This is a genomic window from Calidifontibacillus oryziterrae (assembly GCF_000331575.1).
Classification (GTDB): Bacteria; Bacillota; Bacilli; order Bacillales; family Bacillaceae_J; genus Calidifontibacillus_A; species Calidifontibacillus_A oryziterrae.
Window position 1 is genome coordinate 1 of record NZ_KB223527.1, and the last position, 25,777, is coordinate 25,777.

The 25,777-nt window shown below is 32.5% G+C and carries 29 protein-coding genes and 4 pseudogenes; 8 read left to right on the forward strand and 25 right to left on the reverse strand.

Features of this window, described 5'->3' with window-relative positions; all coding sequences use genetic code 11:
* Positions 1 to 10: 10 nt before the first annotated feature.
* The 3 genes and pseudogenes from D612_RS0108440 to D612_RS18105 form a co-directional block, all read right to left on the reverse strand.
* The gene (locus D612_RS0108440) at positions 11 to 190 is read right to left on the reverse strand and encodes a hypothetical protein (RefSeq protein ID WP_017755019.1); all 180 of its coding nucleotides are present in this window, start codon (positions 188 to 190) and stop codon (positions 11 to 13) included.
* A gap of 889 nt (positions 191 to 1,079) precedes the next feature.
* Positions 1,080 to 1,433: an alpha-amylase family protein gene (locus D612_RS0108450; protein ID WP_017755021.1), complete on the reverse strand. Its 354-nt coding sequence runs from the start codon at positions 1,431 to 1,433 to the stop codon at positions 1,080 to 1,082.
* A gap of 88 nt (positions 1,434 to 1,521) precedes the next feature.
* Positions 1,522 to 1,733 (reverse strand): annotated as a pseudogene (locus D612_RS18105) (DUF6366 family protein).
* Positions 1,734 to 1,885: 152 nt separating this feature from the next.
* Between D612_RS18105 and D612_RS0108460 the strand changes: the two are divergent.
* Positions 1,886 to 2,164 (forward strand): site-specific integrase, encoded by a 279-nt coding sequence (locus D612_RS0108460; protein ID WP_017755023.1) that lies wholly within the window; start codon positions 1,886 to 1,888, stop codon positions 2,162 to 2,164.
* A 131-nt stretch (positions 2,165 to 2,295) separates the two neighbouring features.
* On the opposite strand, the gene D612_RS19250 is transcribed toward D612_RS0108460, so the two are convergent.
* Genes D612_RS19250 through D612_RS0108480 form a run of 5 tightly spaced genes read right to left on the reverse strand, consistent with a single transcriptional unit; the run spans position 2,296 to position 5,710 of the window.
* Positions 2,296 to 2,475: a hypothetical protein gene (locus D612_RS19250; RefSeq protein ID WP_017755024.1), complete on the reverse strand. Its 180-nt coding sequence runs from the start codon at positions 2,473 to 2,475 to the stop codon at positions 2,296 to 2,298.
* 9 nt (positions 2,476 to 2,484) lie between these two features.
* Complete coding sequence (locus tag D612_RS19255) at positions 2,485 to 2,682, reverse strand: aspartyl protease family protein (protein ID WP_017755025.1); 198 nt, start codon at positions 2,680 to 2,682, stop codon at positions 2,485 to 2,487.
* On the reverse strand, positions 2,682 to 2,957 hold the full coding sequence (locus D612_RS18115; protein ID WP_017755026.1) for a hypothetical protein: 276 nt from the start codon (positions 2,955 to 2,957) through the stop codon (positions 2,682 to 2,684). The genes D612_RS19255 and D612_RS18115 overlap by 1 nt, the downstream gene beginning before the upstream one ends.
* A gap of 4 nt (positions 2,958 to 2,961) precedes the next feature.
* A complete protein-coding gene (locus D612_RS0108475) occupies positions 2,962 to 5,034 on the reverse strand; it encodes a HAMP domain-containing sensor histidine kinase (RefSeq protein ID WP_017755027.1) in 2,073 nt (690 codons plus the stop codon).
* Positions 5,021 to 5,710, reverse strand: coding sequence for a response regulator transcription factor (locus D612_RS0108480; RefSeq protein ID WP_017755028.1), 690 nt, complete (start codon positions 5,708 to 5,710; stop codon positions 5,021 to 5,023). Before D612_RS0108480 ends, D612_RS0108475 begins: the two co-directional genes overlap by 14 nt.
* 306 nt (positions 5,711 to 6,016) lie before the next feature.
* Here D612_RS0108480 and D612_RS0108485 point away from each other — a divergent pair, with 306 nt between their 5' ends.
* A complete protein-coding gene (locus tag D612_RS0108485; RefSeq protein WP_017755029.1) occupies positions 6,017 to 6,670 on the forward strand; it encodes a hypothetical protein in 654 nt (217 codons plus the stop codon).
* Positions 6,671 to 6,899: 229 nt separating this feature from the next.
* Here D612_RS0108485 and D612_RS19415 read toward each other — a convergent pair whose 3' ends face one another.
* Both D612_RS19415 and D612_RS0108495 read right to left on the reverse strand, forming a co-directional pair.
* A complete protein-coding gene (locus D612_RS19415; RefSeq protein ID WP_017755030.1) occupies positions 6,900 to 7,070 on the reverse strand; it encodes a DUF4177 domain-containing protein in 171 nt (56 codons plus the stop codon).
* A 177-nt stretch (positions 7,071 to 7,247) separates the two neighbouring features.
* Positions 7,248 to 7,766 (reverse strand): hypothetical protein, encoded by a 519-nt coding sequence (locus D612_RS0108495; protein WP_017755031.1) that lies wholly within the window; start codon positions 7,764 to 7,766, stop codon positions 7,248 to 7,250.
* A gap of 146 nt (positions 7,767 to 7,912) precedes the next feature.
* Here D612_RS0108495 and D612_RS0108500 point away from each other — a divergent pair, with 146 nt between their 5' ends.
* Positions 7,913 to 8,314: a DUF3888 domain-containing protein gene (locus D612_RS0108500; RefSeq protein ID WP_017755032.1), complete on the forward strand. Its 402-nt coding sequence runs from the start codon at positions 7,913 to 7,915 to the stop codon at positions 8,312 to 8,314.
* A gap of 160 nt (positions 8,315 to 8,474) precedes the next feature.
* On the opposite strand, the gene D612_RS18120 is transcribed toward D612_RS0108500, so the two are convergent.
* Entirely contained in the window at positions 8,475 to 8,990 is a 516-nt protein-coding gene (locus D612_RS18120) for a YkvA family protein (protein WP_017755033.1), read from the reverse strand.
* A gap of 359 nt (positions 8,991 to 9,349) precedes the next feature.
* Here D612_RS18120 and D612_RS19950 point away from each other — a divergent pair, with 359 nt between their 5' ends.
* Entirely contained in the window at positions 9,350 to 9,754 is a 405-nt protein-coding gene (locus D612_RS19950; protein ID WP_083888536.1) for a carboxymuconolactone decarboxylase family protein, read from the forward strand.
* 15 nt (positions 9,755 to 9,769) lie between these two features.
* On the opposite strand, the gene D612_RS0108515 is transcribed toward D612_RS19950, so the two are convergent.
* The 5 genes and pseudogenes from D612_RS0108515 to D612_RS19420 all read right to left on the reverse strand — a co-directional run bounded on the left by D612_RS0108515 (position 9,770) and on the right by D612_RS19420 (position 12,551).
* Entirely contained in the window at positions 9,770 to 10,327 is a 558-nt protein-coding gene (locus D612_RS0108515; RefSeq protein ID WP_017755035.1) for a DJ-1/PfpI family protein, read from the reverse strand.
* Between the two features lie 120 nt (positions 10,328 to 10,447).
* Positions 10,448 to 10,729: a hypothetical protein gene (locus tag D612_RS0108520; protein ID WP_017755036.1), complete on the reverse strand. Its 282-nt coding sequence runs from the start codon at positions 10,727 to 10,729 to the stop codon at positions 10,448 to 10,450.
* A 220-nt stretch (positions 10,730 to 10,949) separates the two neighbouring features.
* Positions 10,950 to 11,030: pseudogene (locus D612_RS20150) on the reverse strand (CysS/YqeB C-terminal domain-containing protein); the annotation flags it as partial.
* Positions 11,031 to 11,110: 80 nt separating this feature from the next.
* A pseudogene (locus D612_RS18130) lies at positions 11,111 to 12,212 on the reverse strand (DUF3626 domain-containing protein).
* Positions 12,213 to 12,374: 162 nt separating this feature from the next.
* On the reverse strand, positions 12,375 to 12,551 hold the full coding sequence (locus D612_RS19420; RefSeq protein ID WP_017755037.1) for a hypothetical protein: 177 nt from the start codon (positions 12,549 to 12,551) through the stop codon (positions 12,375 to 12,377).
* A gap of 197 nt (positions 12,552 to 12,748) precedes the next feature.
* Here D612_RS19420 and D612_RS0108535 point away from each other — a divergent pair, with 197 nt between their 5' ends.
* Complete coding sequence (locus D612_RS0108535; protein WP_026092446.1) at positions 12,749 to 13,480, forward strand: MerR family transcriptional regulator; 732 nt, start codon at positions 12,749 to 12,751, stop codon at positions 13,478 to 13,480.
* Between the two features lie 372 nt (positions 13,481 to 13,852).
* On the opposite strand, the gene D612_RS0108540 is transcribed toward D612_RS0108535, so the two are convergent.
* Positions 13,853 to 14,065 (reverse strand): hypothetical protein, encoded by a 213-nt coding sequence (locus D612_RS0108540; RefSeq protein ID WP_017755039.1) that lies wholly within the window; start codon positions 14,063 to 14,065, stop codon positions 13,853 to 13,855.
* Positions 14,066 to 14,591: 526 nt separating this feature from the next.
* Here D612_RS0108540 and D612_RS0108545 point away from each other — a divergent pair.
* Positions 14,592 to 14,987 carry a (deoxy)nucleoside triphosphate pyrophosphohydrolase gene (locus D612_RS0108545; protein ID WP_026092447.1) on the forward strand — a complete coding sequence of 132 codons (396 nt, stop codon included), beginning with the start codon at positions 14,592 to 14,594 and terminating at the stop codon, positions 14,985 to 14,987.
* 17 nt (positions 14,988 to 15,004) lie between these two features.
* Here D612_RS0108545 and D612_RS0108550 read toward each other — a convergent pair whose 3' ends face one another.
* From D612_RS0108550 to D612_RS19425, 6 genes are all read right to left on the reverse strand, one after another.
* Positions 15,005 to 17,815, reverse strand: a complete 2,811-nt coding sequence (locus tag D612_RS0108550; RefSeq protein WP_017755041.1) for a DEAD/DEAH box helicase — start codon at positions 17,813 to 17,815, stop codon at positions 15,005 to 15,007.
* Positions 17,816 to 17,936: 121 nt separating this feature from the next.
* On the reverse strand, positions 17,937 to 20,369 hold the full coding sequence (locus tag D612_RS0108555; RefSeq protein WP_017755042.1) for a DEAD/DEAH box helicase family protein: 2,433 nt from the start codon (positions 20,367 to 20,369) through the stop codon (positions 17,937 to 17,939).
* Positions 20,356 to 20,688, reverse strand: a complete 333-nt coding sequence (locus D612_RS0108560; RefSeq protein WP_017755043.1) for a nucleoside triphosphate pyrophosphohydrolase — start codon at positions 20,686 to 20,688, stop codon at positions 20,356 to 20,358. Before D612_RS0108560 ends, D612_RS0108555 begins: the two co-directional genes overlap by 14 nt.
* Before the next feature lie 10 nt (positions 20,689 to 20,698).
* Positions 20,699 to 21,079, reverse strand: a complete 381-nt coding sequence (locus D612_RS0108565) for an HIT family protein (protein WP_017755044.1) — start codon at positions 21,077 to 21,079, stop codon at positions 20,699 to 20,701.
* A gap of 132 nt (positions 21,080 to 21,211) precedes the next feature.
* On the reverse strand, positions 21,212 to 22,147 hold the full coding sequence (locus D612_RS0108570; protein ID WP_017755045.1) for a 5'-nucleotidase: 936 nt from the start codon (positions 22,145 to 22,147) through the stop codon (positions 21,212 to 21,214).
* A 399-nt stretch (positions 22,148 to 22,546) separates the two neighbouring features.
* Positions 22,547 to 22,693, reverse strand: a complete 147-nt coding sequence (locus D612_RS19425; RefSeq protein WP_154649472.1) for a hypothetical protein — start codon at positions 22,691 to 22,693, stop codon at positions 22,547 to 22,549.
* A 367-nt stretch (positions 22,694 to 23,060) separates the two neighbouring features.
* Between D612_RS19425 and D612_RS20035 the strand changes: the two genes are divergently transcribed.
* Positions 23,061 to 23,186, forward strand: a complete 126-nt coding sequence (locus D612_RS20035) for a hypothetical protein (RefSeq protein WP_017755047.1) — start codon at positions 23,061 to 23,063, stop codon at positions 23,184 to 23,186.
* A gap of 421 nt (positions 23,187 to 23,607) precedes the next feature.
* Positions 23,608 to 23,997, forward strand: a complete 390-nt coding sequence (locus D612_RS18135) for a winged helix-turn-helix domain-containing protein (RefSeq protein ID WP_017755048.1) — start codon at positions 23,608 to 23,610, stop codon at positions 23,995 to 23,997.
* Between the two features lie 380 nt (positions 23,998 to 24,377).
* On the opposite strand, the pseudogene D612_RS19845 reads toward D612_RS18135, so the two are convergent.
* Both D612_RS19845 and D612_RS18710 read right to left on the reverse strand, forming a co-directional pair.
* Positions 24,378 to 24,539 (reverse strand): annotated as a pseudogene (locus D612_RS19845) (ABC-F type ribosomal protection protein); the annotation flags it as partial.
* A gap of 341 nt (positions 24,540 to 24,880) precedes the next feature.
* Positions 24,881 to 25,768 (reverse strand): hypothetical protein, encoded by an 888-nt coding sequence (locus D612_RS18710; protein WP_017755050.1) that lies wholly within the window; start codon positions 25,766 to 25,768, stop codon positions 24,881 to 24,883.
* Between the last annotated feature and the right edge of the window lie 9 nt (positions 25,769 to 25,777).

Here is a 25,777-nt window from a genome sequence, read left to right on the forward strand (position 1 = left end):
TTATGACTAGTTAAGATAACCGCATTTTCCTGACGCTACCCCTGCAAGGAGTTAAATAAATTTCAAAAATCCCTTGAGTTGCTTTAATAAAATCATCATGATTGATTGCAATAGACCATTCGCCACCAGATGAAGCCCAGTCATTCCACATTTCAGAATTTATTTTTGTATAACTAATATTCTCTTTCATTTTGAATCTCTCCTTAATTAGAACCAAATTAATTAAAACGACTTCTAAACAGTATTTAATTCATTTTCCTTGTGCATATGCACGCTAGGATATTCTTTCACAATCTACGTTAATATTAACATATCTTTCTTGAAGTAATCCTCCATAATCTGGACCGATCGTTGAAAAAAAGCTAATGAAGGTTGTTCAACTAACCTACCCGTTAGTGAAAAAGCGACTGCTCCTCTTGAACAATCGCTACCATTAATGAAAAAATTATAAATGGAAGATACTAGCAATCATTACAAATGTAATAATGTAAAACACTCCTATAAAAGGTAAAGAAATATAAAACATCCCAGAAAAAAGTAGCATATTTTTTTACTAGGAGTTCATTCCCTCACTTACTGTTTCACTGATATCATCCCATTTATAGCCAACTGTTTCATATATCGTATCTTTTGATGTATAAGGTTCAAAAGAAAATGCTATATCCCATTCAAATGGGGTTATATCGGTTAAATTTACTGTTTCAATAGATTGTTCAATAGATAACACTTCTTCTTTCAGTAACTCTGCATTAACATCCCATAAATCCTAATTTAATAGATTAACTAAAACAAGAATAAACACAATACCAATCACCGCTATTACTAATGTTTTTTTATTTTTTATATCAACTTTCCTCTCACGTTCTTAAACTAATCTGTTTCTTTAACACAATGGGAGCTGCCACATTCGAAAGCCCCTTGTTCAGTTATTGCACCCTTTACTTTAAGTGTAACATTTCACAAAAATACAATTTGAAATTATTTTAAACACTAAAAAAGACTGCTTGACAGACCTCTTTTAAATAGTTATTTAAATAATTCACTTAGATTAACGTCACTTTAGTTTAAATAAAGATTCATTATTCAACATGTCTATACTTTTTTTCAGAATCATCATTTGATCCATATATTCCAATTTGTACAATTTGTCCATTCCTTTTATCGTACCAATAAAGTACATTTGTTTCATCATTAAATTCTACCAACGATGATAATGCTGGTCCTTTTACATTAATAATTTCAATCTTTTTGATTTCAGTATCCTCATAACCCTTATTATATAAGTGTTCATATGTTTCTTTTTTCAAAGCATATACATTGTATTTGTAGTAACCATAAATACATAAAGGTGTTAACACTATCAAAACGCAGAGTACAATCATTACAGTCGCTAATAATTTAGTTTTCTTATTAATAACCTTGTTACTTTCCAATTAATAAAATTCCTCCTTGTTTAATTATACTGCATCTTTAATGGAACATAGGTGCTTTTCCTTATTCAAGATAAGCTACCCGTTTCGTTTAGCGAAAAAAGACAGAATATATTATAAATCCTAATACTATTACAAGAAGAAGAATTCCAGTACCTTTCAATCCTAAACTACCTACCAAATCTACAAGATTTCCATTGTGGCTCTGTTTAAAGAATCATTTAAGTTAGCTGTTGGATTATTTCTAATTTTTTGTTGTCTTAATCTTTCTCTTAGATGCTCTGGAGTTTCTTTGTCTCTCATCAAATCCCTCCTTTAACACAGATTACCATATATAACCAATTGAATGTTGAACTATTCTTCAAATGTGGCATAATATTCAGATTGTTTTACTTTTTCTTTCACCACTTTTGGAAATAATTCCACTAAAATCATATAAATTGGAGGGATTGATTATGCTGTTATCTAAAGCGTGGGACTGTTACGAAGCAGATAAACGAATTGAAGGATTCTCACCACAAACTTTGAGAGCATACAAACTTCAGACCGATCTTTTAATTCGCCATTTTGGTGACGTGAAAATTGACTCACTTAGCACTGAACAAATAAAAGAATACTTGGCTATATTAAGCAAAAACATAAAGCCTTCAAGTCTTGCACATCGCATTCGATATACTATATTCATGATTACCGTGAAATTCCCAATGAACATTTTGCAAAGCTACCACACCTAACATATTTATATTCATTTTTGAAGTCTAAATAGTGAAGGAGCCTATCTACTTCTTCCAGATACGCCCCCATTTGTTGAATAAACTTGAAATAAAAAACGGCAAGTATAGAGGTCCCTCGTTAATACTTGCTGTTAGCTATTTGACTGTATTGTTAATTCATCTATATTTATAACTGCTTTCAATTGTTGTAACAAATCCAATCCAATGATACTATCCAAAGCAAAACCATAATTCATTGCACCAATTTCTAAAGAAAACTCTTCAGTTTGCATATCTCCAATTCTTACTGAATCGACCGTTTTTGAATACACAAACTCTGATCATCCTACGCCACTTATGCGAAATATCATGTCATTTTCTTCTGCTACAATCCCTATTGACTCTGCTAAGTCTGTTGATATAACTGTACTTCCTGAACCAGTATCAACTAAGACACGTTGTAAATGAAGCAATTGTCCGTTAAATGTTAGTTCCATATTCATAAGTAACAAATCATCTTCAATAATTAGTTTCTTCACTATCGCCTAACACCTACCCATTTTTTCTCAATGATATTAGGCTCCTTACGGCTAGTATGAAGAACATATAATTCCCGTGTAGGATCTTCTCGATGAATTTCTTGGTATGCTTTCATAGCATCTGGAGAATTAGAAAACTTTTCTAATTTTATGCTTTGCCCACGAAAAGTTACTGTAGACTCAGTAAATGGTAATTCTGACAATTCTTTTATTAAAATGCGTGAGGAAGGTTCTAGTGCCCAAGAAGCAAGAGAACCTTCCCTGTATTTCCTCAACTAATCACTCATTATTATTTTTATACTTAGGTAAGAAAATACTAGCCTTAAATAAATCTCCGTCAACGTGAATCTTAAATCTACCCTTTTGGATTTCAATTAGGTCTTTCGCAATGGATAGACCTAATCCACTCCCTTGGCTAGTTCTGGATTCATCTCCTCGTTTGAAACGCTCCATTAATTCATCTGCTGAGATATTTAACTCCGTTGCTGAAATGTTTTTGAAGGTGAGAAGTATTTCGTTACCTAAATCCTCGATATCTATATATACCCTGGATCCTTCCGCTGCATATTTAAATATATTGGATAATATGTTCTCTATGGACCTCCACAATAATTTTCCATCTGCTAAAATATAAACCTTATTCTTTGGATAATTCATCTTAAAATCTAGTTCCATCTTCTGAATATCATCATTAACTTCTCCAAGTCCTTGGGTCATTAAAGATGTAATATCAATCTTCTCATAGTTAACAGGAATATTTCCACTTGAAGCTTTTGTCGCTTCAAATAAATCATCTGTTAATATTTTTAGCCTTTTTGATTTTTGCTCAAGTACTTCAATAAATTCTTCAATCTTTGATGAGTCTTTTTCATTTTTTAATAGATCAACATAAGTGATAATAGAAGTTAAAGGAGTTCTAATATCATGTGATACATTGGTGATCAGTTCTGTTTTTAACCGCTCACTTTTGAGTTCACTAGCAACTGATTTTTTCAACCCATCAGTGATGCTGTTAATATTGGATGCAAGTTTTCCAAACTCTCCTTTTCCACTCACTTCGATGTGATGATGAAGATTTCCATCCTTTATTATTTCTACCCCTTCCTGTAATGCTTTAAAGGACTTGACCTTTTTAAAAGCAAACCAGGCTGCTACGCCAATGGTTATTGGGAACATGAAAAACGTTAAAGCAACCAAAATCGGATAGCCGATTACAATTAATACCGTCTTTACACCGACACTTCCACTTCTATAAACATCCCCTACAAATTTAACTAACATATAGATAAAACTGTAGATCAATGTATGCTTGAAAAACGTTTTATTTTTGATATGTTTCACGAGTGACAGTAATAGTACCCCTCCCACGATGGCAATTGGAAACGTTATTGGGACAATCAATTGACCAATATTTTCAAAAAGGACATCTACCAATCCAATCCAAAGCGATATAAGCAATACACATATTACTATATTTATATCATTAAATATTTTATCAACTGCATGTAAGTGTAACTCTTGATCCTTGAAAGACTTTCTTCCTATTACGAGTACGAGATAGAAAAATGAAAGCATCATTCCTGCCAATAATGCTGCTAATTTATAAACGTTTTTTGTAGCAATGGCTTTGTTCTCTTGCCATTCTTTTATGTTAGAATCTAAAAATTCTTCCGTAAAAGCAACATAAACAACCATGTTCCCTGGGTCCAATCTATCGAGGTGTTGTGTTATCCGATATAGATATTCGTTATCTTTCGTTTCTTTTGGAAAAAACTCTTGTTTATAATCATCAAATATCATATAAGAGGGGTAGGTTTCAAACCGCTTTTTGTCTGTCATCGTTGTGTTTGTAAACACATTTGTGCCATCACTGGCATAAAACAACGGCGTTTCATACTCCTCTAGATTTTGCATGAGCAAATGAAACTCTTTTAGCTCATCCTTAATCATCTTATCCTTTGCTTGAGAGATTTCGTTTGCATATTCTTGTTTAAACGTTTCATAATTTTCTACTTCACTTAACTTAGGATTGTAGTTTCTAGATTGGTATAGGTAATCTGAAAATAAGCTCTCTTCTACACTTCTCCATTCATCCTCATCAATGGTTCCGCCACTTAAAATATGTTCTTGATTCTTATATTCCCCTATTAGTCTTGTGAGGTTGCTTATTAGGTTTTCACTTTCCTGTACATATGCCCTGCTTTGATAATAATGGTCTTCAACTACGCTACTAAATTCCCCATCATTTACGATCTCTACCTTTACAAATGCTTGAATGACACCCGTAAAACAGATAATCATAATCAGAAACGCAATTATTTTCGTTATGATTGAATGGCTATATTTTTTCAACTTTATATCCAACTCCCCATACCACTTTCAAATATTTTGGTTCTTTCGGATTTATTTCAATTTTTTCTCTAATTTTCCTTATATGAACGGAAACGGTATTTTCTGGACTATGGGCCGTTTCGTTCCATACTTTCTCATAGATTTCCTCGATGGGGAATACTTTTCCAGCGTTTGCAGTTAGTAGCATTAGTATCTTATATTGCACTGGTGTAAGATGAACTTCTTCATCATCTACTGTGATTGTTTTACTATCATCTTCGATCATAAGTCCTCCTGTTCGATATACATTACTCTTAGTTTCAAGGCTTCCTAATGTTGTATATCTTCTCAGTTGTGACTTCACTCTTGCGATCAATTCCAGTGGATTATACGGCTTAGTTATATAATCATCTGCCCCAAAATTTAATCCTAATATTTTATCCGAATCCTCAGATTTTGCAGAAAGGAAGATCACTGGAATATTATTTTTTTCTCGAATTTTCATAGTTGCTTTGATACCATCCATTTTAGGCATCATAATATCCATGATAATAAGATGAATCTCATGATGATCTTCAATAATTTCAATCGCTTCTATTCCATTAAATGCTTTGGAAATTTTATAGCCTTCATTTTCTAAATAGATTCCTATTGCATCTACAATAGCTTTATCATCATCACATACTAATATGTTCATGGTATTCCCCCTAATTTATGATTTCAGCATGAGATATCACCTCTAAAAGTATGATATCAACAAAATCTTAATAAATACTCTATGCAAATCTTAAGATTTTCTTAGTATCTTAAAAGAATTAATAACAGTAGAACCAGAATGATGTTCTAAATAACAAGGCTTCTTTTACTTGTAGCATGTCACCAATTGAGCTATTAGATAAATAATTAAGATAATCTTAATAATTCTATTAGCTATTTATTAAGTATTTGTATGTATAGTATTTTACAGAAATATTTATTTGATTTGCTCAAGGAGGGGATAATGATGAGCCAAAAAAAGATATATTTACTATTAACAGATACAGGAACATTCTTTACAAGAATGATTAAATCATATACAAAAAAGCCATATAACCATGCGTCAATAGCTCTTGATCCCGAATTATTAGAGGTGTATAGCTTTGGTAGGAAAAAAGCTAGAAACCCATTTATTGGTGGATTTGTAAGAGAGGATATAAATTCAGCATTGTTTGAGCACGCAAAATGTGCAATCTATTCTTTATCGTTAACAGATAATCAAATACAAAAAATAATTCACTTTATACAAGATATTGAAGCACAAAAGGAACATTATCGATATAATCTATTAGGACTGTTTGGTGTTGTATTTAATAAGCCGATAAAAAGGAAGAACACTTTCTTCTGTTCTCAATTTGTGGCTGTTCTAAAGGAATGTAACATTATTCATTTTGAAAAGGACTTAGCCCTTATAGAACCAAGCGACTTATATACTTATGCAAATTTTCAATTCGTTTATGAAGGGAAATTAAAAGATTTTCCTAACAATGTAAGAAACGAGAGTCAAAATGTTCCTTGTCCATTAATTCATATGAAATGTGATTCTAGTTTTTCAAGCTCCCACCACTTAGTTTTTAGCAGTCATCCTAACTTACTCTATAAAGAAAAGTGTATCTGCTAATTAATAGATACGCTATCGGTCTTCAAGACAAATTTCCCTAATGAACAGTAATCTTTATAAGAGTTTTCTTCCACATTCCTTTCAAAGCAACAGTATAGCGATCAGTAAATGAAAACTGATCGCCAGCTCTTTAAATATTCGCCCCCGTTTGTTTAAGTACATGATTTAAAAATTTTCGATACTTAATAAGAATGAAATGTTATAATTTTGAATATAGATTTTGCTCATTCTACTCATCAATTTCTCTTATGAAAATTATTACTCCGCTACCTTCTTTACAAAATTTCCATCCCTGTTTTCCGAGGTCATTCCACTCTTTTTCAGCTTCTTCAACTTTTTTATTATTATCAAAACCTAATTTCATCCCTACCTTAACAAATTTGTATTCATATTTTTTCATTACAGCTACCACCCATTATATGTATATTTCTTAGTTAACATTAAATTATTGCGACTAACTATATTTTCAGTAAAATGCAAATGCCTCTATAACTTTTTATTGAAAAAACCTGCTTCGTTTGTACCACAACGATAGCAACGGCTTTCTATGCTATTGCTTACCGTTACTTGAAGATGATTATTCACCCAATACAAGCGTAGAAAATGCAAAAGTATTGTTATCAATTTCACATCTAATCAATAATCCATGTACCAATTTTCCTTCTATTGTAAAGTCTTGATACATCTCCAAATCTAAACTTTCTTCAAATGTAAATTCCGCTATACCTTCTTTTACCGAACTAATAGATAAGGGGCTTATGTTATATTCAGAAACAATATTCGCATTCTCATCCAAAACATAATCATAAATTTCGATTTCTTCTGTTTCAAAATTTAGAGCTTCGACTTGAATTTTGCCTCCGTAAGCCACAATTGGTAAATCACTAAATCTTTTGCCCACCATAAAATCTTTAAATCTCTTTTCAATATCTTCTTGCTCCTTATTGTATAAATCTCCGTAATATATTGGATTTAATACCTCTGAACCATAGTGGATTTTAATTTCAGGTTCTTCTGTTCCATTCCCACAACCAGATAGCAATGATGTAACTAGTAGAAAAATCATTATAAATAATAACTTATTTGTTTTCTTCAACATAAAACCCCCTTTAAAAATTTGCCGAGTATATACTTACGATTACTCTTAATAAAAGTTTCAGTTATTACATTAACCTGCTCCGTTAGCTTAATAAGAATTCTTTAATTGTTCATAATAAGAGCAACATTAAACGGAGGATTCTTATGAAAAATATCTTTATAATATTGATTGGCTTTGTAACTCTTTTCTCTTGTTCTCACGTTCAAGCCGAAACCGAAACTAAAAATGATGTACAGTTGCGTGATGATATAATCCTAAATTTGCTATTTCTCCCCATCGACAAAGCAATCGAAAAACATTTCGGCAAACCGAAACAGTTTTATTGTCAACGGATTCTCCAAATCAAAAAGATAGAACCGCATGAAACCTACCGTTACTTTAATGTCATTGTGCAGCTAACAACATTTGAAGGTGCTCACGATTTCCCATACGATTTAGTGACTATCACTTTTAGTAACAAATATAGTTTGGAGTGGCGGGCTATTGAAGTTAAAAGTAAAAGGTTAAAACCAAGCGAAGTAACTGAGTGCACACATCCTTTATAAAAGGGTGTGTTTTTGCTATTGAACCTGGGATTTTTGCAAAAAATTAACCAAAGCAACCCGTTAGCTTGCATTAACGGAAACAAACTATCCGCTTATTATACAAGTACTGGAGAAATAAAGTTTGCTACCTACAACTTTCGGAAACAGACTTATACTATCATTAATTACCTAATTTATTATCAATCTCATTTGTATCAACATTCTCACCAAATAAATCTTTAAGTTTATTTTTGGCTTGCATTTTAATTTCATCATCCACATATAAAGCTACTTGAACTAGCGCGAATATGACAACACTTAAGTCATCAGCATATCCTACGCCAACTGCTAAGTCGGGTATAATATCTAGAGGTAAAATAAAGTAACCTAAAGCCCCTAAAATGGTTGCTTTCACTTTTAATGGTACCTCTGGCTTTTGAAGTGTGTAATAAAGTAATAGAGCGGCGTAGACTACGGAAGTTCCAGCTTTTTTAGAAAATTTTTGAACCTTTGTCCAAAACTTTTCCTCTGAAAAATGTTCTTCGTGTTGCTTTATATCTTCAACATTCAGTTTTTCTGCTTCATCTTTTAAATCAGCAGCTAGTTGTTCTTCAATTTCAATTTCGTTGACTTCGTCAATATTGGATGAGGATAGTTCGTCTAAATCTGTTTTCTTCTTAAATAGATTTTTTAACATGAAATCACTCCAATGATTAGTAAATTACAAATACATTTTACACCATTATTATCCATTTATCACTAATGTGAAATGTTGGTATTTTGTATTACCTTTAATATACAACCGTTCTTCCATTTCTTGTTGTTTTAATCTTTCTCTATTTCTTGCTCTTAAGTTTCTTTGTCGTTTATCAAATCCATCCAATAATATACATTATTACATATCCAAAAACGGATTGTAGAGCATTCCGATAATATAGCTAACCATAAGATTATGATTCCTGATTGTGAATGCAGAAGTAAATATGTACTTTGTTAAAAAAACAATTGTTAGCTCATAATAATTTTGTATTTAAAATGAAATGGAGTGATTATATTTTGGAAACGAATTCTAGAAAATCTACTGAAGATTCACTAATAAAATATAAGGAAGGACTTGGTCTTTTTACACAAAAAATGCCTGAATTTGCTAGGCAATATAATGCATTTACGGAAGAGTGCTTTAAAGAAGGTGAATTAACTCAAAAACAAAAACAATTAATCGCATTAGGGATCAGTATCCATGCCCAGGATGAATATTGTATCATCTATCATACAAAGGGATGTCTTGATCAAGGATGCTCGGAACAAGAAATTCTTGAGGCTGTAGAAATCATTGTTTGTAACTGTTCATTCGTAAATAGCATGTTGTTCACCTCAAATCTATTGTTCTATAAAAATAGAATTAACTTAATGATCACGGCGTTACCAACAAAAAATGAGAGAAAAATTGTTCTCCCATAGTAGTTAAATATAAATTTAATTCGTTTGATAATCCATTTGGATTCGAATTTTTTCCTTTGCATCAAATCCTGCTAATTTTTCACAAAGATAAAGTCCTAAATCAATAGATGAACTTACACCTTTTGCGGTGATGACATCTCCTTCATCGACAATTCTGTCATCAACTACTGTACAATATTTTTTTAGATTATTGAAAGCTCTTGGGTGAGTGGTAGCCGATTTCCCTTGTAAGAAACCAGCTGAACCTAATAACAAAGAGCCAGTACAAACAGAAGCCTTTAATTTACAAGGTTTTGAAGTTCCTAACCATTCAATAAATGCATGGTCGTCTACTAATTTTCTTGTACCAAATCCACCAGGAACGATAACCAAGTCATATGTATCAAGTGGTTCGTTTACTTTTGTTGGAGTAAAAATTAGTCCAGTACCATCTACAACTCGTTCAGTAAATGAACAAATTTCCCAATCCAACTCCGGGATAAAATTCATTGTTTTTAATCTAGTAACAGCGTCATAAACTCCGATAAAATCTAATGCAGTTAAATCCTCAAAAACAACAAATGCGATTTTCAATCTGATTCCCCCGTATCTTCTAGTAGTCTCTTTTTTTCTTTGAATATTAGAGTATTCTAGTTATTTTAAATTAAAGTAAAAGTATAACCTATATATAAATGATGTGACAATAAGCAATTATTATTTTCCTTTTCGTTCTAAAAGTAGAGGTGTTATATTTAGGAAGATAGAAACAATTGTCAAAAACCATAAAGCCTTTTCCATAGTAGGTACAACATCCAATAAAGCTGACCAATCTTCACCTTTTACCCAATTAGATACAAGGCTATATTCTGCACAGAGCGTTAATGCTGTAAATGATAATCCCATTGCCATCGCATGTTTATAATCTTTTCCTGTTTTGTACATATAAAGATTAATTAAAGTTGCTACTATCGCAATAAGTCCTAATATTAACCACATAATTATGCCCCTCTTTAATAACTTGTTTGATTACAAGGATATCACAATGTCGTGACCATTCCTTTATATTGTTTTGAATTATAAAATTTTTTCTTCAATTAATCCCCTTTTAATCCCCTTTATGTGTAATCCTACACAGCACTTTATCTCTTTATATTTCTTACAACCTGCTTTTTACCTTGATCCTTCACACCCTTTATGTGTAATCCTACACAGCACTTTATCTCTTTATATTTCTTACAACCTGCTTTTTACCTTGATCCTTCACAACTACTCCCAGCTCATTTAAATCTATTTTTAAATTTTTCGCCTTTTATGGAATTCGCAGACCACTTAAAGCAGTTTTACTGCAAAGCTTACTTTTCTTTTGATACAGAAAAATCAGATCGTTTCATTAAATGGCTTTCCATACCTTACTAAAACATGCCATAATAGTTTTAATTCTTGAAGCACTTCCTTATAAGTCCCTCGATCGCTCCAAGATTTTTGATTTTGTGTAAGGTCCCATACTGCTGCGCCAATTTGGCTCGCATCGATAATATTGTTTTTTCCAATACGTTTTGCTAAGGATTGCATTGATGGCCCTCTAAAATCAGATGGAACTTTGTTTATCTCAAGTGCAAATCCACTGTGCCAATACAATTGAATGGAATATTTTAAGCATAGCTGTTCTAAAATTGTCCCTACTGTCGTGTTTTTGAAAGATGGGTCAGCAACAAGCAGCTCCACATCATCTTTCAGTGAAATATCACCATGGATTTGAGCTTTTATATAATGATTTAGATTACGACTCGGCTTTTTCGATGCTGGGTCTGAGAACGGTTGGTCAAGGTTATACAATAAATGATGGACTAATTTACTTGGAGTTAGATCCCTTTCACCAATAGCAAAATCTCTAAAAAATGCATCCTCTAACAGTGCGGCCAAAATCATCTCAAATACTTCATATGTTCCCTTTTCTTTTGGTTCCTGATGTGAATCTAAATACGTATAGGTGGAACGATAAGAAACGTTGGGAGATAGAAGAAAATAGCATGAACCATAACGTGGAGCAGGTCCATCTGGATGCAACATCACATTTAATGCACCATATTTAGGACGTTCGTTATTAGTCGTACCATCCATTTGGTATGCACCACCAAAAATTCTCTCCTCCCAAATGTCTCGTTCACCACCACGGTAAGCAGATACGCTTCCGTTAGACAAACCTGTTTCAAACTGACTCTTGTATATTCCAGACTCTAACAGTGATTCTGCAACGCTTTTCATAGTGGATACTGGCCTATCTGGATGAAAATGCAATCCTATCCTTGCATGAGCCTTTAATTTATCGACAGCATTTTCAAATGTTTTTTCCGAAATATTAGACATTTTCAATCATTTTCAATATATGATTTATTGTCAATTTAGCTTCTTGTGAATAATTTTTTGCATATTTTGTAATATTTTCCAAAGCTAATAATTGCGATTTTAATAAATCCATAATAAGGTCAACCTCTCTTTTCATTGGTTTAAATCAATAATTCATCAAAGATTCTAAATTTCCTTCTTTAACTAAACTACTTCAAAAGCACAAGAAGCGACTGCTCATGTTTAGCAATCGCCCCTTTAATTTAAATACAGTACAGTTGAAATAAAGAAATCTTTAATTGGTGGATAGTTTTTCCATTATTTCCTCGTAGGTTTCTAAAGTTTCGTATTTGTATATAGTAAAACCAAGCGTTGTAGTTATGCAATTTCCTCTGACATCGACTATTAACAAAGTGTTAATCAGTATTTTTTCTTTTGACTTTTTATCAGTCACTTCGATAAATGAATTCATATTTCTCACCCCTTTTGATTACATGATTGCAGGTAACGCCATTTAATTGTAATTTCTGTAAAATGACTAAAGTTTTTCATAGAACTTTTGACACTACAACAAACAAGTTTAACATTCAACTTCAGCAATACTTTATAAAAAAATTATATTGACTCTCACGTTACGGGATACTTTATAGTAACTAATGAAGGGAGCGAATCAAGATGAAAGTGAAAGAAGTTGCTGATTTAGTTGGTATTAGTGTGCGCACACTCCACCATTATGATGAAATTGGATTATTAATTCCCGAGGAAACCACTGAGGCTGGTTATCGAGTCTATTCTGACGAGAATCTCGAAACGCTGCAGCAAATCTTATTTTTTAAAGAGCTCGGCTTCCCTTTAATGAAAATCAAGGAAATCATTGAAAGTCCATCATTTGACCGACAGGAAGCGCTGATCATGCAGCATAATATGCTTCTAGAAAAAAAGAAACGGCTCGAAAAGATGATCGATACTATCGAAAAGACTATACAACATTCGAAAGGAGAAATACAAATGTCAAAACAAGAAAAATTCGAAGGTTTTGATTTTAGCCATAACCCATATGAACAAGAAGCAAGAGAAAAATGGGGTGACGAAGCAGTCGATGAAGCAAATAAAAAAGCAAAAAACATGACAGCATTCGATCAAGAAAAGTTTAACGAAATTTATCGTAACCTTGCCGCCATTCGCCATCTCTCCCCTGAATCGACAGAGGCTCAGGAAGGAATTAACGAGTGGTATCAATTCTTAAACAAAATGGGGAACTACACTCTTGAGGGATTCAAGGGATTAGGTCAAATGTACGTAGACGACGTGCGCTTTACCAAGAACATTGACAAATTTGGTGAAGGATTAGCTAAATTCATGTGTGATGCTATGGCCGTTTATGCAGACAAAAATAAATAATAATATATATCGATTAAAGGTTATGGCTTTTGGCCATAGCCTTTTAAACATTTTCAAGTTCTATTGATTCTATTTATCAGTTTTTATCAAATACAACCATGTTATGTGAAAATATCAAATAATGCATAACTCTCCTTACTCAAAGAATCTATTTAAGACGGTTCTCCAAGAATGAGATTGCAAGTTTTTGTGAAGTTGAGTAGCTTTAATTTTTTTTAGAACTACCTTCTAACAACTGGGGAATTAACAATAGACGTGATAAAAAAATATTTCGTAGAACAAGGGAAAGTGAAAATGAAAAACCGGATGATTCCCCCACCAACTAAAAAAATGGAAGCAAAATGAGCCACCTGATTTTTTGTTAAAGGCTATTTATCTTTGTATCATGCTTTCCTGTTTTTTACTTAAGAGATCAACTTTATAGGGAATAATGTCAATCTTTTTATTAATAAGATTAAGTGTTCCCTTTACATCCTCTTGCTGACTCTTTTCTATATTATCAAGTCTCTGAAGTACTTCATTAAACTGCTGATCAACTTTATCAAATCGTTCTAAGATGATTTTAAGTAATTGTTCATTTTCCATTTAAACACACCCTAATATAATTGGTAAATAAATTATATCATGTTTTGGTTTATCAAACATTAAAATTAAGTACGTCTAGAACTTTATGAATCTCGATTTTTTACACATTTGGAATGGATGCCTTCTATATACGTCTGGGTATTTAAAAAATATGAATTAAGATCGGAAGGTGCTCCTATCAAAGTGGTTCACCTTCCTTTTCATGTTGTTATTCAAAGAATATTGACTAATAACTGAGAAAGCTAGCTCAAATATTTTTATGATTTTTCTTGATATTTTTCACTGCATCTTTGTATCATACTTTAATTTGGCTCACAATGACCCCTTCGATTTTCATATTCTATATAATTGAGCAAATTCCCTCTAATCGTAGTTATTCAAAAGCCAAATATGGTCCCCCTTTCAGGATAAAACGCTTATTTGCCTCAGCTTGGTTTGTTTGTGTTTTGTAAAACTATCTATTATTATTTTCGTTATTTCATGTAAAATAATAGTGTTGGTTAGAAAAAGCTTAGAGGTGAATATGTTGAAAAAAATTATTAAGGTTGTAGCTGCAATTATGGAAAATGAACATAGTGAAATATTATGTGCTTTACGGTCTCCCAATATGTCAATACCTAATATGTGGGAATTCCCTGGTGGTAAGGTTGAGGCTAATGAAGATTTGTTTTCAGCTCTTGAAAGAGAAATTGAGGAAGAATTAAGTTGTAAAATTGAAGCTCACGAAATATTTAATGAAAATACTCACGAATATGATACGTTTATTATCGATTTAATTGCTATTAAATCAAAAATTATTGGCGGAACTCCTATAGCAAGCGAACATTCAAAACTTATTTGGCTTAAAAGAGAAAATCTTGATTCATTAAAATGGGCCCCGGCAGATATTCCAGCTGTTGAACAATTAATATATGAAAAATAGACTTCTCGTTGAGAAGTCTATACCTTTTTTATGAATTCTGTATAAAGATTTGCTGGTATTTCATTTTGTAACTTAATTTTTATTGTTATCGGTTTTTCCCCTTTATACCGTACACTATCACCTTTACCAATATAAATAAATGGTTCATTTTTTCCATCGATTTCTTTATATTTCCTAACAAATAAATGGAGATTAATACCACGTTTCCTATTAAAAATGATATTTTTCCCTCTTTCAGAGCTTGGTGCAGTTGAGTTAGGAGTTTGCCACTGGAAATACTGTTCATTTAAGAACTTATCCTTATAGTTTATACTTTCTTTTATGTTATCGTCTTTATGTAAGTCTATAAATAAGAAATAATCATTTCCATTTGTAAGCAAACCTGATCCTCTAAAGGAAGTATGAATCTTTCGATAGTTAGAAAGAAGTGCCGCATCAACCATCTTGTATTGTTCGTACATTTTAAAGTGTGGTACACCATAATACACAGATCTGAATTCCTTTTCATAACGGAAAATACCATAGTTAATGATATCAAGTATATACTTTTTGTATTCTTCATTTTTTAAGATTTCATTAAAAAAAGGGGTTTTCCTAAGTTTACCTGTCATATGTTCAAATAACTTTATACTATTCTTGATCTGAACATTGTCATAATAATCCTGATTCAAATATTCAAATGCATGCAAAACACTATCCCCATCAACGTCTCTTACCATTTTCAATATTTCATGTTTCGCTTTTTCTAAAGTAATCTCGTTGTGTTCTATTAAATATTTAATAATGACAAATTCATATATTCTTTTAAGTGGTAGCTTACTGGATAACTCTTTTAAGGTACGTTCAAAAGGATTATTTTGTAATAGATTTTCTAAATTTTTTTCCTTCTCGACTTTTGCAACAAATTGAATATAAGTTTTTTCACGATTTATAAATTTTATAGGATCAGGAGCACCATCATACTTTAAATAATCTAATAATAAATATGGAATGATACCTTGGTTCAACTTTTTAAATTCAAAATATTCCTCTTTTAAATACTTCAAAGAGTTGAAGTTTTCTTTATCAATTTGTGATAGAATTCTTTCTTGTGAGATTCTATCCATTTGTATATGAGTACATCCTGGAATATTAGAAAACCCTGTTGCAATAGCAACTTTTAGACTTTCCTTATCATAATAGCGGCTTCCATTTAAAGCAATGGCTATTAAAAAAGTCTTATTATGATTACCAATAAAATCAAGGACAGTTAAAAAGCTTTTGTCCTTAAATTTCCTTAACCCTCTTCCTAACTGTTGGATAAAAACTATAGGAGAATTTGTTGGCCGTAACATTAATACTGTATTTACTGAAGGAATGTCTACTCCTTCGTTAAAGATATCTACTGTAAAGATAAATTCCAACTCATCATGATCATTTTCTAAACGTTGTATATAATATTCTCGTTTTTCAGATGAATGATCACCAAATAAGCATACACTGGTATATCCTCTTAAATTAAATTCATTAGCCATGTATTGTGCATGTTCTATGCTTGCACAAAAACCTAAACACTTCCTTTTAATGCCGTCATGACCATAAAAACACATTTTTTCAATAATAAAATCTACACGTTCGTTAACTTTTAATCTCCTTGTAATTTCACTTATATCATCAATGTTAACATCACTTAGGTCTATACCTTCAAAATCAGTAATTCCAAAATAATGAAAAGGAATAACTAATTCGTCCTCTAATGCATCATGTAAACGAACTTCCAATGCAACATTATTATCAAATAAATCAAATACATTTCTACTATCACTTCTTTCTGGTGTTGCTGTCATTCCTAATGTGAATTTTGGTTCAAAGTAGTTAAGTACATCTTGATATGTAGAGCTTGTTGCATGGTGAGCTTCGTCAACTATTATATATTCAAAGTAATCTCTATCGAATTCACGGTAACATTTTGAGATCGTTAGATTTGTTGTGAAAACATAATCAGTATTCTTTTCCTTATAAGTCCCTGTCAATAAACCAAAGGTTAACTTTTCATTTGGTAGAAGTTTTTCGAAGGTTTCCTTGGCCTTTTTTAGTATTTCCTCCCTATGCACAATAAATAGTAGCCTTCGTGGTTTGAAATTTTTTACATCAAATGCTGACATAAAAGTTTTACCGGTTCCGGTTGCTGCAATGACAAGCGCTCTATTCTCTCCAAAACTTCTAAGTCTCTCTAAATTCTCGATAGCTCTCCTTTGCATTCTATTTGGAACAATATATTCGTGATTTTCATAAATCATTGAATGATTATATTGCATTCTTTTGACATTATTTAAGAAATCTTCATATCTTTTAATAAACTCTTCATTAGCATCTTCACTAGTATTCCAAAGTATGTCATATTCTTTTAGAACATCCTTTATAAAAGTTGCATTCTGTTTGGAAATTACTTCAACATTCCATTCAATATTACTTTTTAAAGCACTTTGGGTAATATTTGATGAACCAATGATAACTTTAAAAGTGTCAACGTACTCAAAAATATAAGCTTTAGTATGAAATCCTATCTCTTTGTCAGTTACAAAAACTTTTAAAGCAACATTTTTAAACTCACTAATTTTTTCCAAGGATTTTGCATCTGTAAAATTAAGATAAGTTGATGTTATTATTTTCCCATTTATCCCTTTCTTCTCTGCTTCTTTCAAAGGGTCTAACAATAGTTGAAGACCACTAAAATTAATAAATGCAACGCTAAAATTAAAAGACAAGCAGGAATCCATTGAATGTATTAATTCTTTTAGCAGATTACCTTTAGTCGAATTTACAATTAATTTTTTTCCAGCTTCCATTTAATTGCTCCTTTTTTGATTGCAATTGTATTTGATAATAAAATTAATTGAAAAAATGATAATTAGTAAATATTTGATGTCCAAGCAGGTCATTACCTTTGCTTTTTGTTTAAACTATATTCTATAATCGTTCTTTTCTCTCAAAATACTCATGCAATCTAAATTCACAGATTTCTTTTGTTAAACCATATAGGATCCTTTCATGTTCCTTATCAATTTCAAATGAAAGTTGAAATTTACCATTTGTAAATTTCATTAAACCTTTTGAACTGCCACTCCATTTTGTCATTGGCATTGTTTCGATTCGGTTTAAGATTTGTTTCTTATCGTTTAGCCAAGCACCTTTTGACTTTTCATTTGAAAACTCGATAATCATTCTGTATTTTTTTTGTTGATAATACTCTTTGAAAAATGGAGCCACTTGTTCAGCAGTAATCGGCAAGTGCCAGATAGTAATCTCCCTATTAAGCATTGCTAGTAATACAACCATTTTATAGCTTTTTGTCATGCTGGTTGATTCTACTTCCTCTAGCCAATTCTTGTATTTTTTATAGACTTGCTTTTCATCATTTGTCAGTTCATCTGCCCAATGTAAGAAACCGGCATATGATTTGAATTCTTGTTTGTATTCTTTTGATTCTGATTTACCATATAAGTGTAATTCCAAATAAGAAGGTCTTCTTCCCAACTCTTCTTTAAGCTCATGATATGTATTTAATAGTTTTTCTTTTCGCGGCTGGCGCTTATGTGCAAGCTCTTTTAATAAGTTAATTACACCTAGTTCTAAGTTGATCTCACACCATTCTGGTGCAATTGGATCGTCGAATTTAGGAGTTTTCTTTTGATTATTTCTTCCAGTATCGAACAATCGTAGCTTTAAGTCAGCGTTGCGATAGTTTCCAATTAGATCGATAATCGTACAATGTGTTTTTTTCTGATGCCGTCTAAGGCCTCTTCCTACCTGTTGTGTAAACACCGTTAAGGATTCAGTCGGGCGCACGAACAGTAATGTATCAACGGATGGGATGTCTACTCCTTCGTTAAAGAGATCTACAGTGAAAATTGCATCAATTTTGCCGTTTTCGAGCATTGTTATGGCTTCTTTTCTACCAATTTCAAGTTGTCCAGAGTGGAGTGCAACTGCTTGATACCCTTGATTATTAAAATAATTTGAAAGGTTTGTTGCCTGCTTTATACTTGAACAAAATACTAATGTTCTTGTTTGCTTGTGCTGCTTCCATGCATTTAAAATCTTTTCGGCCATGTCGTTTCTTAATTGAACAGCAAGAAGTTCTTCACGATCATATTTTGTGCCTAACCATTTTATTTTTGAATAATCGGTTTCATCATACACCCCATAATATTTAAAAGGAGTTAACCATTGTTTTTCTATCGCTTCAGTAAAATGCATTTGATAAGCAACATTGCCATCACAAAGTCCATAAATATCTTTGTTATCTAAACGATCAGGTGTTGCTGTTATTCCTAATAAAAATTTAGAATTGAAATATTCAAGGACCCCCTGATAGGTTGTTGCGGCTGCATGGTGGAATTCATCGATTATAATTAGATCAAAAGTATTGGACTGAAATGCTTTGAGATGCTTTTTCATACTTAACGTTACTACAGAAGCAAATACAATGTCTGCTTTTGGATTTTTCTCCGGACCATAAAATAATCCTGTTGATTTACTTGGAATGACTCTTTCAAAAGATCGTTTTGCTTGGTGTAGGATTTCTTCACGGTGGGCGACGAATAAAATTCTGTGAAATGATTGGGCAAAAAAAGCTGCAAGGTATGTTTTTCCTAAGCCAGTAGCTAGAACTACCATTGCTTTGTCATAGCCTTCTTCTCTTAGTTGATGAAGTGATATTAATGCTTCCTCTTGAACAGGAAGTGGTTTGATAGTAGTGTAATTTTCTATTGGATCTTTAATAAATTGAAGAGGTGTATCTTCTTGTTCCTCTTTTATAGGAAACATTAATTTTTTTTCCTCTTGATTAGACCACTTTTGGGCAAGTTTTGGATTTTCTCTTTGGAAGTTTTCATAGTTTTTCTCATAAATTTTAATCGTTTCATTATTTACCGGTATAGTCTGTTCGTTATGAAAAACATGTATAAATTGTTCCATCGCTTCCTGGAACGTCATTGGTTCAGCAGATTCTTTCATTGCTAGATTCCATTCAACACCTGTTGTTAGAGCTGAACGTGACAAGTTAGATGAACCGACAATAAATGTCCCATCTTGGTCATTTTGAAAAATATAGGCTTTAGGATGAAAAGACACTCCATTACTTTTCCACATTCGTACTTCAATCTCATCATGAATTTCTATCAACTCTTTTAATCCATCAGGTTGAGTGATATATAAATAGTCACCAGTACAAATTTTTATATCAGCTCCGCGCTTTGCTGCTTGTTCAAGATAAGGCTTTAGTAGTTCTACACCAGATTTCATTATAAAAGCTGTTAATATATAGATCGTGGACGCATGTTCGATGCCATCTACAATTTTTTCGATAATATTTTCCGTTACTAGTTCAATTTTTTTCATCTTTAACTCCAACTAGGAAGATTTTATTTTCGAATCCACCACGGTTTTCTGCTTTTTGTTCTCGGACTTGTTCTAGTTCGGCAATCGATGCACCATGAATTCTTGCTAATGAATATATAATTTCTAGTAAATCCGCTAATTCTTCAATACTTTCTTCGTCGGTTGTTGCTTGTAAATACTCGGTTAGCTCTTCATTTGCTTTTTTGCGAAGTTCAGTTTTATAGTCCTCATCTGATAGAATTTTTATTATTGCTTCTTTTCCGTCTTTTTGAATATTATCTGGAATTTTGTCGCGTACAAGTTTGTTATATTTGATCATTTTTGTTACCTCAATTCTCCGCTGGATATTTCACCAAATTCGGTATTGCCTTTCTAATTCCGCCTCGTGGGTCGTCGATGTCGCCTTTGTAGCGTGGGATTAAATGAAAGTGCAAATGATGGACAGTTTGTCCGCCGTAGTAGCCGACATTGATACCAATGTTGTAGCCATCTGGTGCATATTTTTGATCAAGCATTTCTTTTCCTTGTTTGATGAGTTGATGGATGGCGGCAACTTGCTGGTCATTGGCGTCAAAGTATGTTTCAACATGGTTTTTTGGGATGACTAATAGATGGCCTTTTTGGACTGGGTATTTATCATAGAAAGCTATGGCATACTCGTTTTCAAATAAAATTTGTTTTTTTTCTAAATGACAAAAAGGGCAAGTCATGATTTCACCTTCTTTTCTCTTATGTAAATTTTACCATTATTATGTCCCTCTATTAAAGTACAAAAAAGACAAAATCCACTTGTTTATGAATTTTGCCAATTCTACTATCGGTACAGTCCCGATTAGGGTCTTTTATCCTTTATCTATTTTATTTGCAATACCAAAAGGTACATGAACTGATGGTGCAATTTTTGATACTGTTTTGATATGACCTACCTGGTCGTCAAAGAAAATATGTGGTTTGAAAATTTCTAGTACTCTACTTTTATCTATTCCACCTAAGAAGAAAGCTTCGTCAACCATTATGTTTAATTCTCTTAGTGTGGATATGACTCTTTGATGGGCCGGTGCATTTCGGGCTGTAACAATGGCTATTCTGATTCTTGGTTTATACTCCTTCTTCTTCTTCTGCTTTTCAACTTCAATTTTTTGTAACTTTGAGATCTCCATGAAAAATTTTGACAACGGACCAGGTGGTAATGCTTCACCAGCTTTTTGTTTTTCATGTTTATGGTACATTTCGAGCTTTCCAAACTGATAAATCATTTCTGCTGAATCATCAGCAATTATTCCATCAAAATCAAATGCAATTCTTAATTCTTCATCTTCTACCTCATCAACTAATGAGCTTGGATAGACACAGCCTGCCGGAAGGCCTAATTCAACAGCTTGTTGAACATCTTTTATGTTTCCAGATAAAAATAGCGATGCGCCAAAAGCATCCATATAATTGTAAGGGCTTTTTCCTGTAACAAAGGCTGCTCTAGTTATAGGTAGCTTATAATGTTCAATCGATTGAAAAACGCGTGAACCTGTATCTGGATCGTTTCGAGATAACAATATAACTTCGATAGGTTGATCATCAGATGTATCTCCATTTATACTTAATAATCTTCTAATTAAAGGAAATGCTACTCCTTTTTCAAGTATTTTCTTTTCGTTTTCTCGTTGATATTTTCGATATTCATCCTCCCCTTTTTCTCTAAAAACTGAATCAGATTCCGACAAATCGAAAAGAGCACTTGAAGCAACAGCCACTACAAATTTATCTTCAATTTGATATGCCATATTTTACCTCCTTTTTTCACAAAAACTATTAAACGATTGAAATTGTATATTGTTTTAGACTGAATCCTCCTTAGGATGACGTTCTCAATTCAGCACAATTCAGCACAATTCAAAGCAATGTAAAATTTTGATAATGAAGATATTATTATTATAATACATTATTATCCATCCAAAACTCGTAATTGCGTTTGAGGCAGATAAAATAAAGCGAGACTAAGCAACTGCATTTCAGAAGAAATAATTCCGAGGAGTTTTAATGGTTATTTCTACAAAACAACGCTGACAACAAAAAAATAACCTACTGCTCAATGATTAAAATTAAGCGGTAGGTTTATTTGTTTTTCATCAGTGTGATATTTTGTTGTCTACTTTTCATTTTATACCTTCCTTCTAACAAGATTAATTGTACGAGTTTGCTAAGTCCGCAGGAGCAATGATTTCATATTCTTCTTCACATTCTTCGTCTGTCATGTCCTTGAGGAATTCTTCGGAATATCCCCAAATATTTGCCAACAAACAACGGTAATAATTGTCTTGCGTTATCATTGCCATCTTCCTTTCTTTTGTAATTAGATACACACTTTTTAGTAAGATTTTAAAAATGTGTATCAATTCATCTGCAATATTTTGTCCTCTACAAAAGTATACTCCTTTTTTTGTATTAGAAGTGGTCCATTCATTCGCTACATATAACAAATTCGTGACAATATTTGGATTGCCCTCTTTCGTTATAGTATGGTGGAATTTTATGAAATGTTAACTTCATTTGTAACTTGCGTTATTGTTGAGCTATTTCTCAACTTTTTATGACAACACACTTGCGATTTTGTTTATTTAAATTTCAGAACATATTAAGCTAGCTTGAACGATATATTGTATAGATAACTCAATCATTCAGGGGTGAGATGATATTATGTTTAAGAAGAAATTGGTTTTAAGTCTATCTGCAGCGGCATTAGCAGGAAGTTTAGTTTCGACAACTGTCTTAGCCAAAGATAATAATAGGAAAGGTGCTCTAGTGGCGCTATTATTAGATTAATAATCGTAACAAATATACGATATTTTACATGAAAGACTTGGAATTGTGCTGCACCCCAAAGGATAGAATTAGTTCATCTACTTTTGGGGTGCAATCACTTCTGAGTCTTATTTGTTTTTATTGCACGTATTTTGGCTTGTACTTGGATTGTATCTTTGTCCGTAGATAAGTATATTTCTGGCCATAGCAAAGCTTATCTATCACATTGCTAGCATCATTATATATATGAGCTAGCATATCTGATTGCGAGTTAATTTCCTTTTTTGCTTTCACAACTTAATCATTTGATTCATGTTAAAAATATCTATTATACAATATGAAATTGTTTTGTTTTTTTGCATTTGTCAAGGTTGGAAGAAAAGCGAAAAGGTTGTATACTTGTTTAATATAATAACTTCTTAGTGAGAGGGGTAAAAATTTTATGGGAAATCAGCCATCCCTCAATGTAAAGTCTAAAATATGGATTGAACTCGAAGATGAAGTGGTTTTTGGAATTGGACGGATCCGTCTGTTTGAAGCCATTGAAAAAACAGGATCAATGAGTCAAGCAGCTGCTTTATTAGGCATGTCCTATCGTGCTGCTTGGGGGAAAATTACAGCTACAGAAGAAAGATTACAACTTCAACTTGTTGAGAGGCAACCAGGAAATAGAAAAAGTGGAACTGTCCTGACCGCCGCTGGGAAGGATTTACTTCATCGTTATTCTCAGTTTCAGCATGAGGCCAAGGAACTCGTAGATCAATCATTTGAGAAACATCTTGGGGAGTTGCTCTCACATCTTAAACAGTACAGTCATAATGAAAATGAATGATATATTTGTAACTACTAGTGAATTAAGTAGTTCAGTTGTATAGTAGAAACCGAATTTATTGGGGTAATGGTTCCCAAGTAATAAAGCGACTGATCGTTAGATCAATCGCTTTATTCTGGGGGTATAATTTATTTATATGGATGAAAAATAAGCAGTTTTATATATGCCTTTTTAGACATAATCAAGATAAAAATAAAATATGTCAAATTCGACACATATGTATACTCTTAAGTATACATATTTTTTAAAAATAGTATACAAGTTTTTAAGAATTGAATGTGAATTTTTTTTGAAAAAGTAAAAAATGCAAGGTGACGTGTCTCACTTCCCTATTTTGGCAGGGGTCGTCACCTCTGAATGTGAAATTGTGTTTTAAAAATTTAATTGTTTCTTTCAATTAGTTGTTGATCTTCGATGACATAGATACGATCTGCAACTCTATCAATAAACGTACGATCATGTGATACAAGGATAATCGTCCCTTCATATCCTTTAATAAATGTTTCTAAAGATTCAATAGCGGTGATATCCAAAAAATTGGTTGTTGTTGTTCATTCTCTAGCTGTTTTTGGTCGTTGTAATCGTTATAGTTTCCAGAATATACTCGTACTTTTCCACTGCTTTTTGAATCTCTTCTTTTTTATTTTCTTCTTGCAATCAGAGATTTAGATTTTTTTCTATTCCTTTACATAATATACAATAGTATATGAACGAATGGTCAGGCGGGCTTTTAGCAACAATCTCTATATTTTCACCAGCATTTTTATTAATTTTTGGAACGTTACCTTTTTTGGATGCAAAAGCAAAGCTAATTTTATTGATAAATTAGCTTTGCTTTTTTTCTGATTCGAACCGGAATGATCCGATCAATGATTTTAGAAAGTCAGTTTTCATCCATCCGGGAAAACCCCCAGCCGTTCCATTTCCACAGCGTAACGTCTGTTTTGGTTAGATCCGTATAGCTCCCCTCCATCGCAATTAATTCATTAGAGCCGTCTTCATTTACGTCAACAATTGCTACACAGTAATTTGGTTGATCAAGATTAGAAGATTGCCAGACTGGTTTCATAATGCCATGTTCAAGTTTAAAGATAAACAGGTGATTTTTTACTTCGGTATTCTCCTCTTCTATCCAAAAAGGCTTGTTAGGACCGAAGCTCCCTTCTTTCCAGACGATCATGTTAAGCTCTATCGTGCCATCATTGTTCGTATCTCCGGCAAAGAAGTAGTCAATCCACCAGTTGGCATCTGATTGCCAAATAATTTGAGAGCTTGTCTTTACGGATAGTTCCCCGTTTTGCAATGCTAATTGTTCCTTTGTACCGTTTTGATCTAAATCAAAAATCTCAGTTTTTATTAGTCTATATTGGGGCAACGATTTTTGAAGCTGAAATCCTTTTGGGAGAAACATTCTTATTTCATCTTCACGAGCAGATTGTAACTTTTCATTTTTTTTAAAATCAGGATTTTGCCAATCCTCTACCAACTCGGTTTTTTCCTTTATATTCAGACTCGTCTTCCATGATAATCCGATTTCACCGAAGGCTGACAAATAAGTAATTTCATCCCCTTCTGGCAGCTTCATCCGATCCTCGCGAAAAGTAGTAAAGTCATGATATTTGTAGTAACTCTGATCATTTTGAATAGAGGCGAGATCAGCATATGTGGTGTTACTCGGATCATCTTGAACAGATGCAAAACCCTGAACGGAACTGTTACTCTCATTTTTTATTTTACTAGAATTATCACAGCCATATAGCGAGCCTGCCAATAGTAAAAA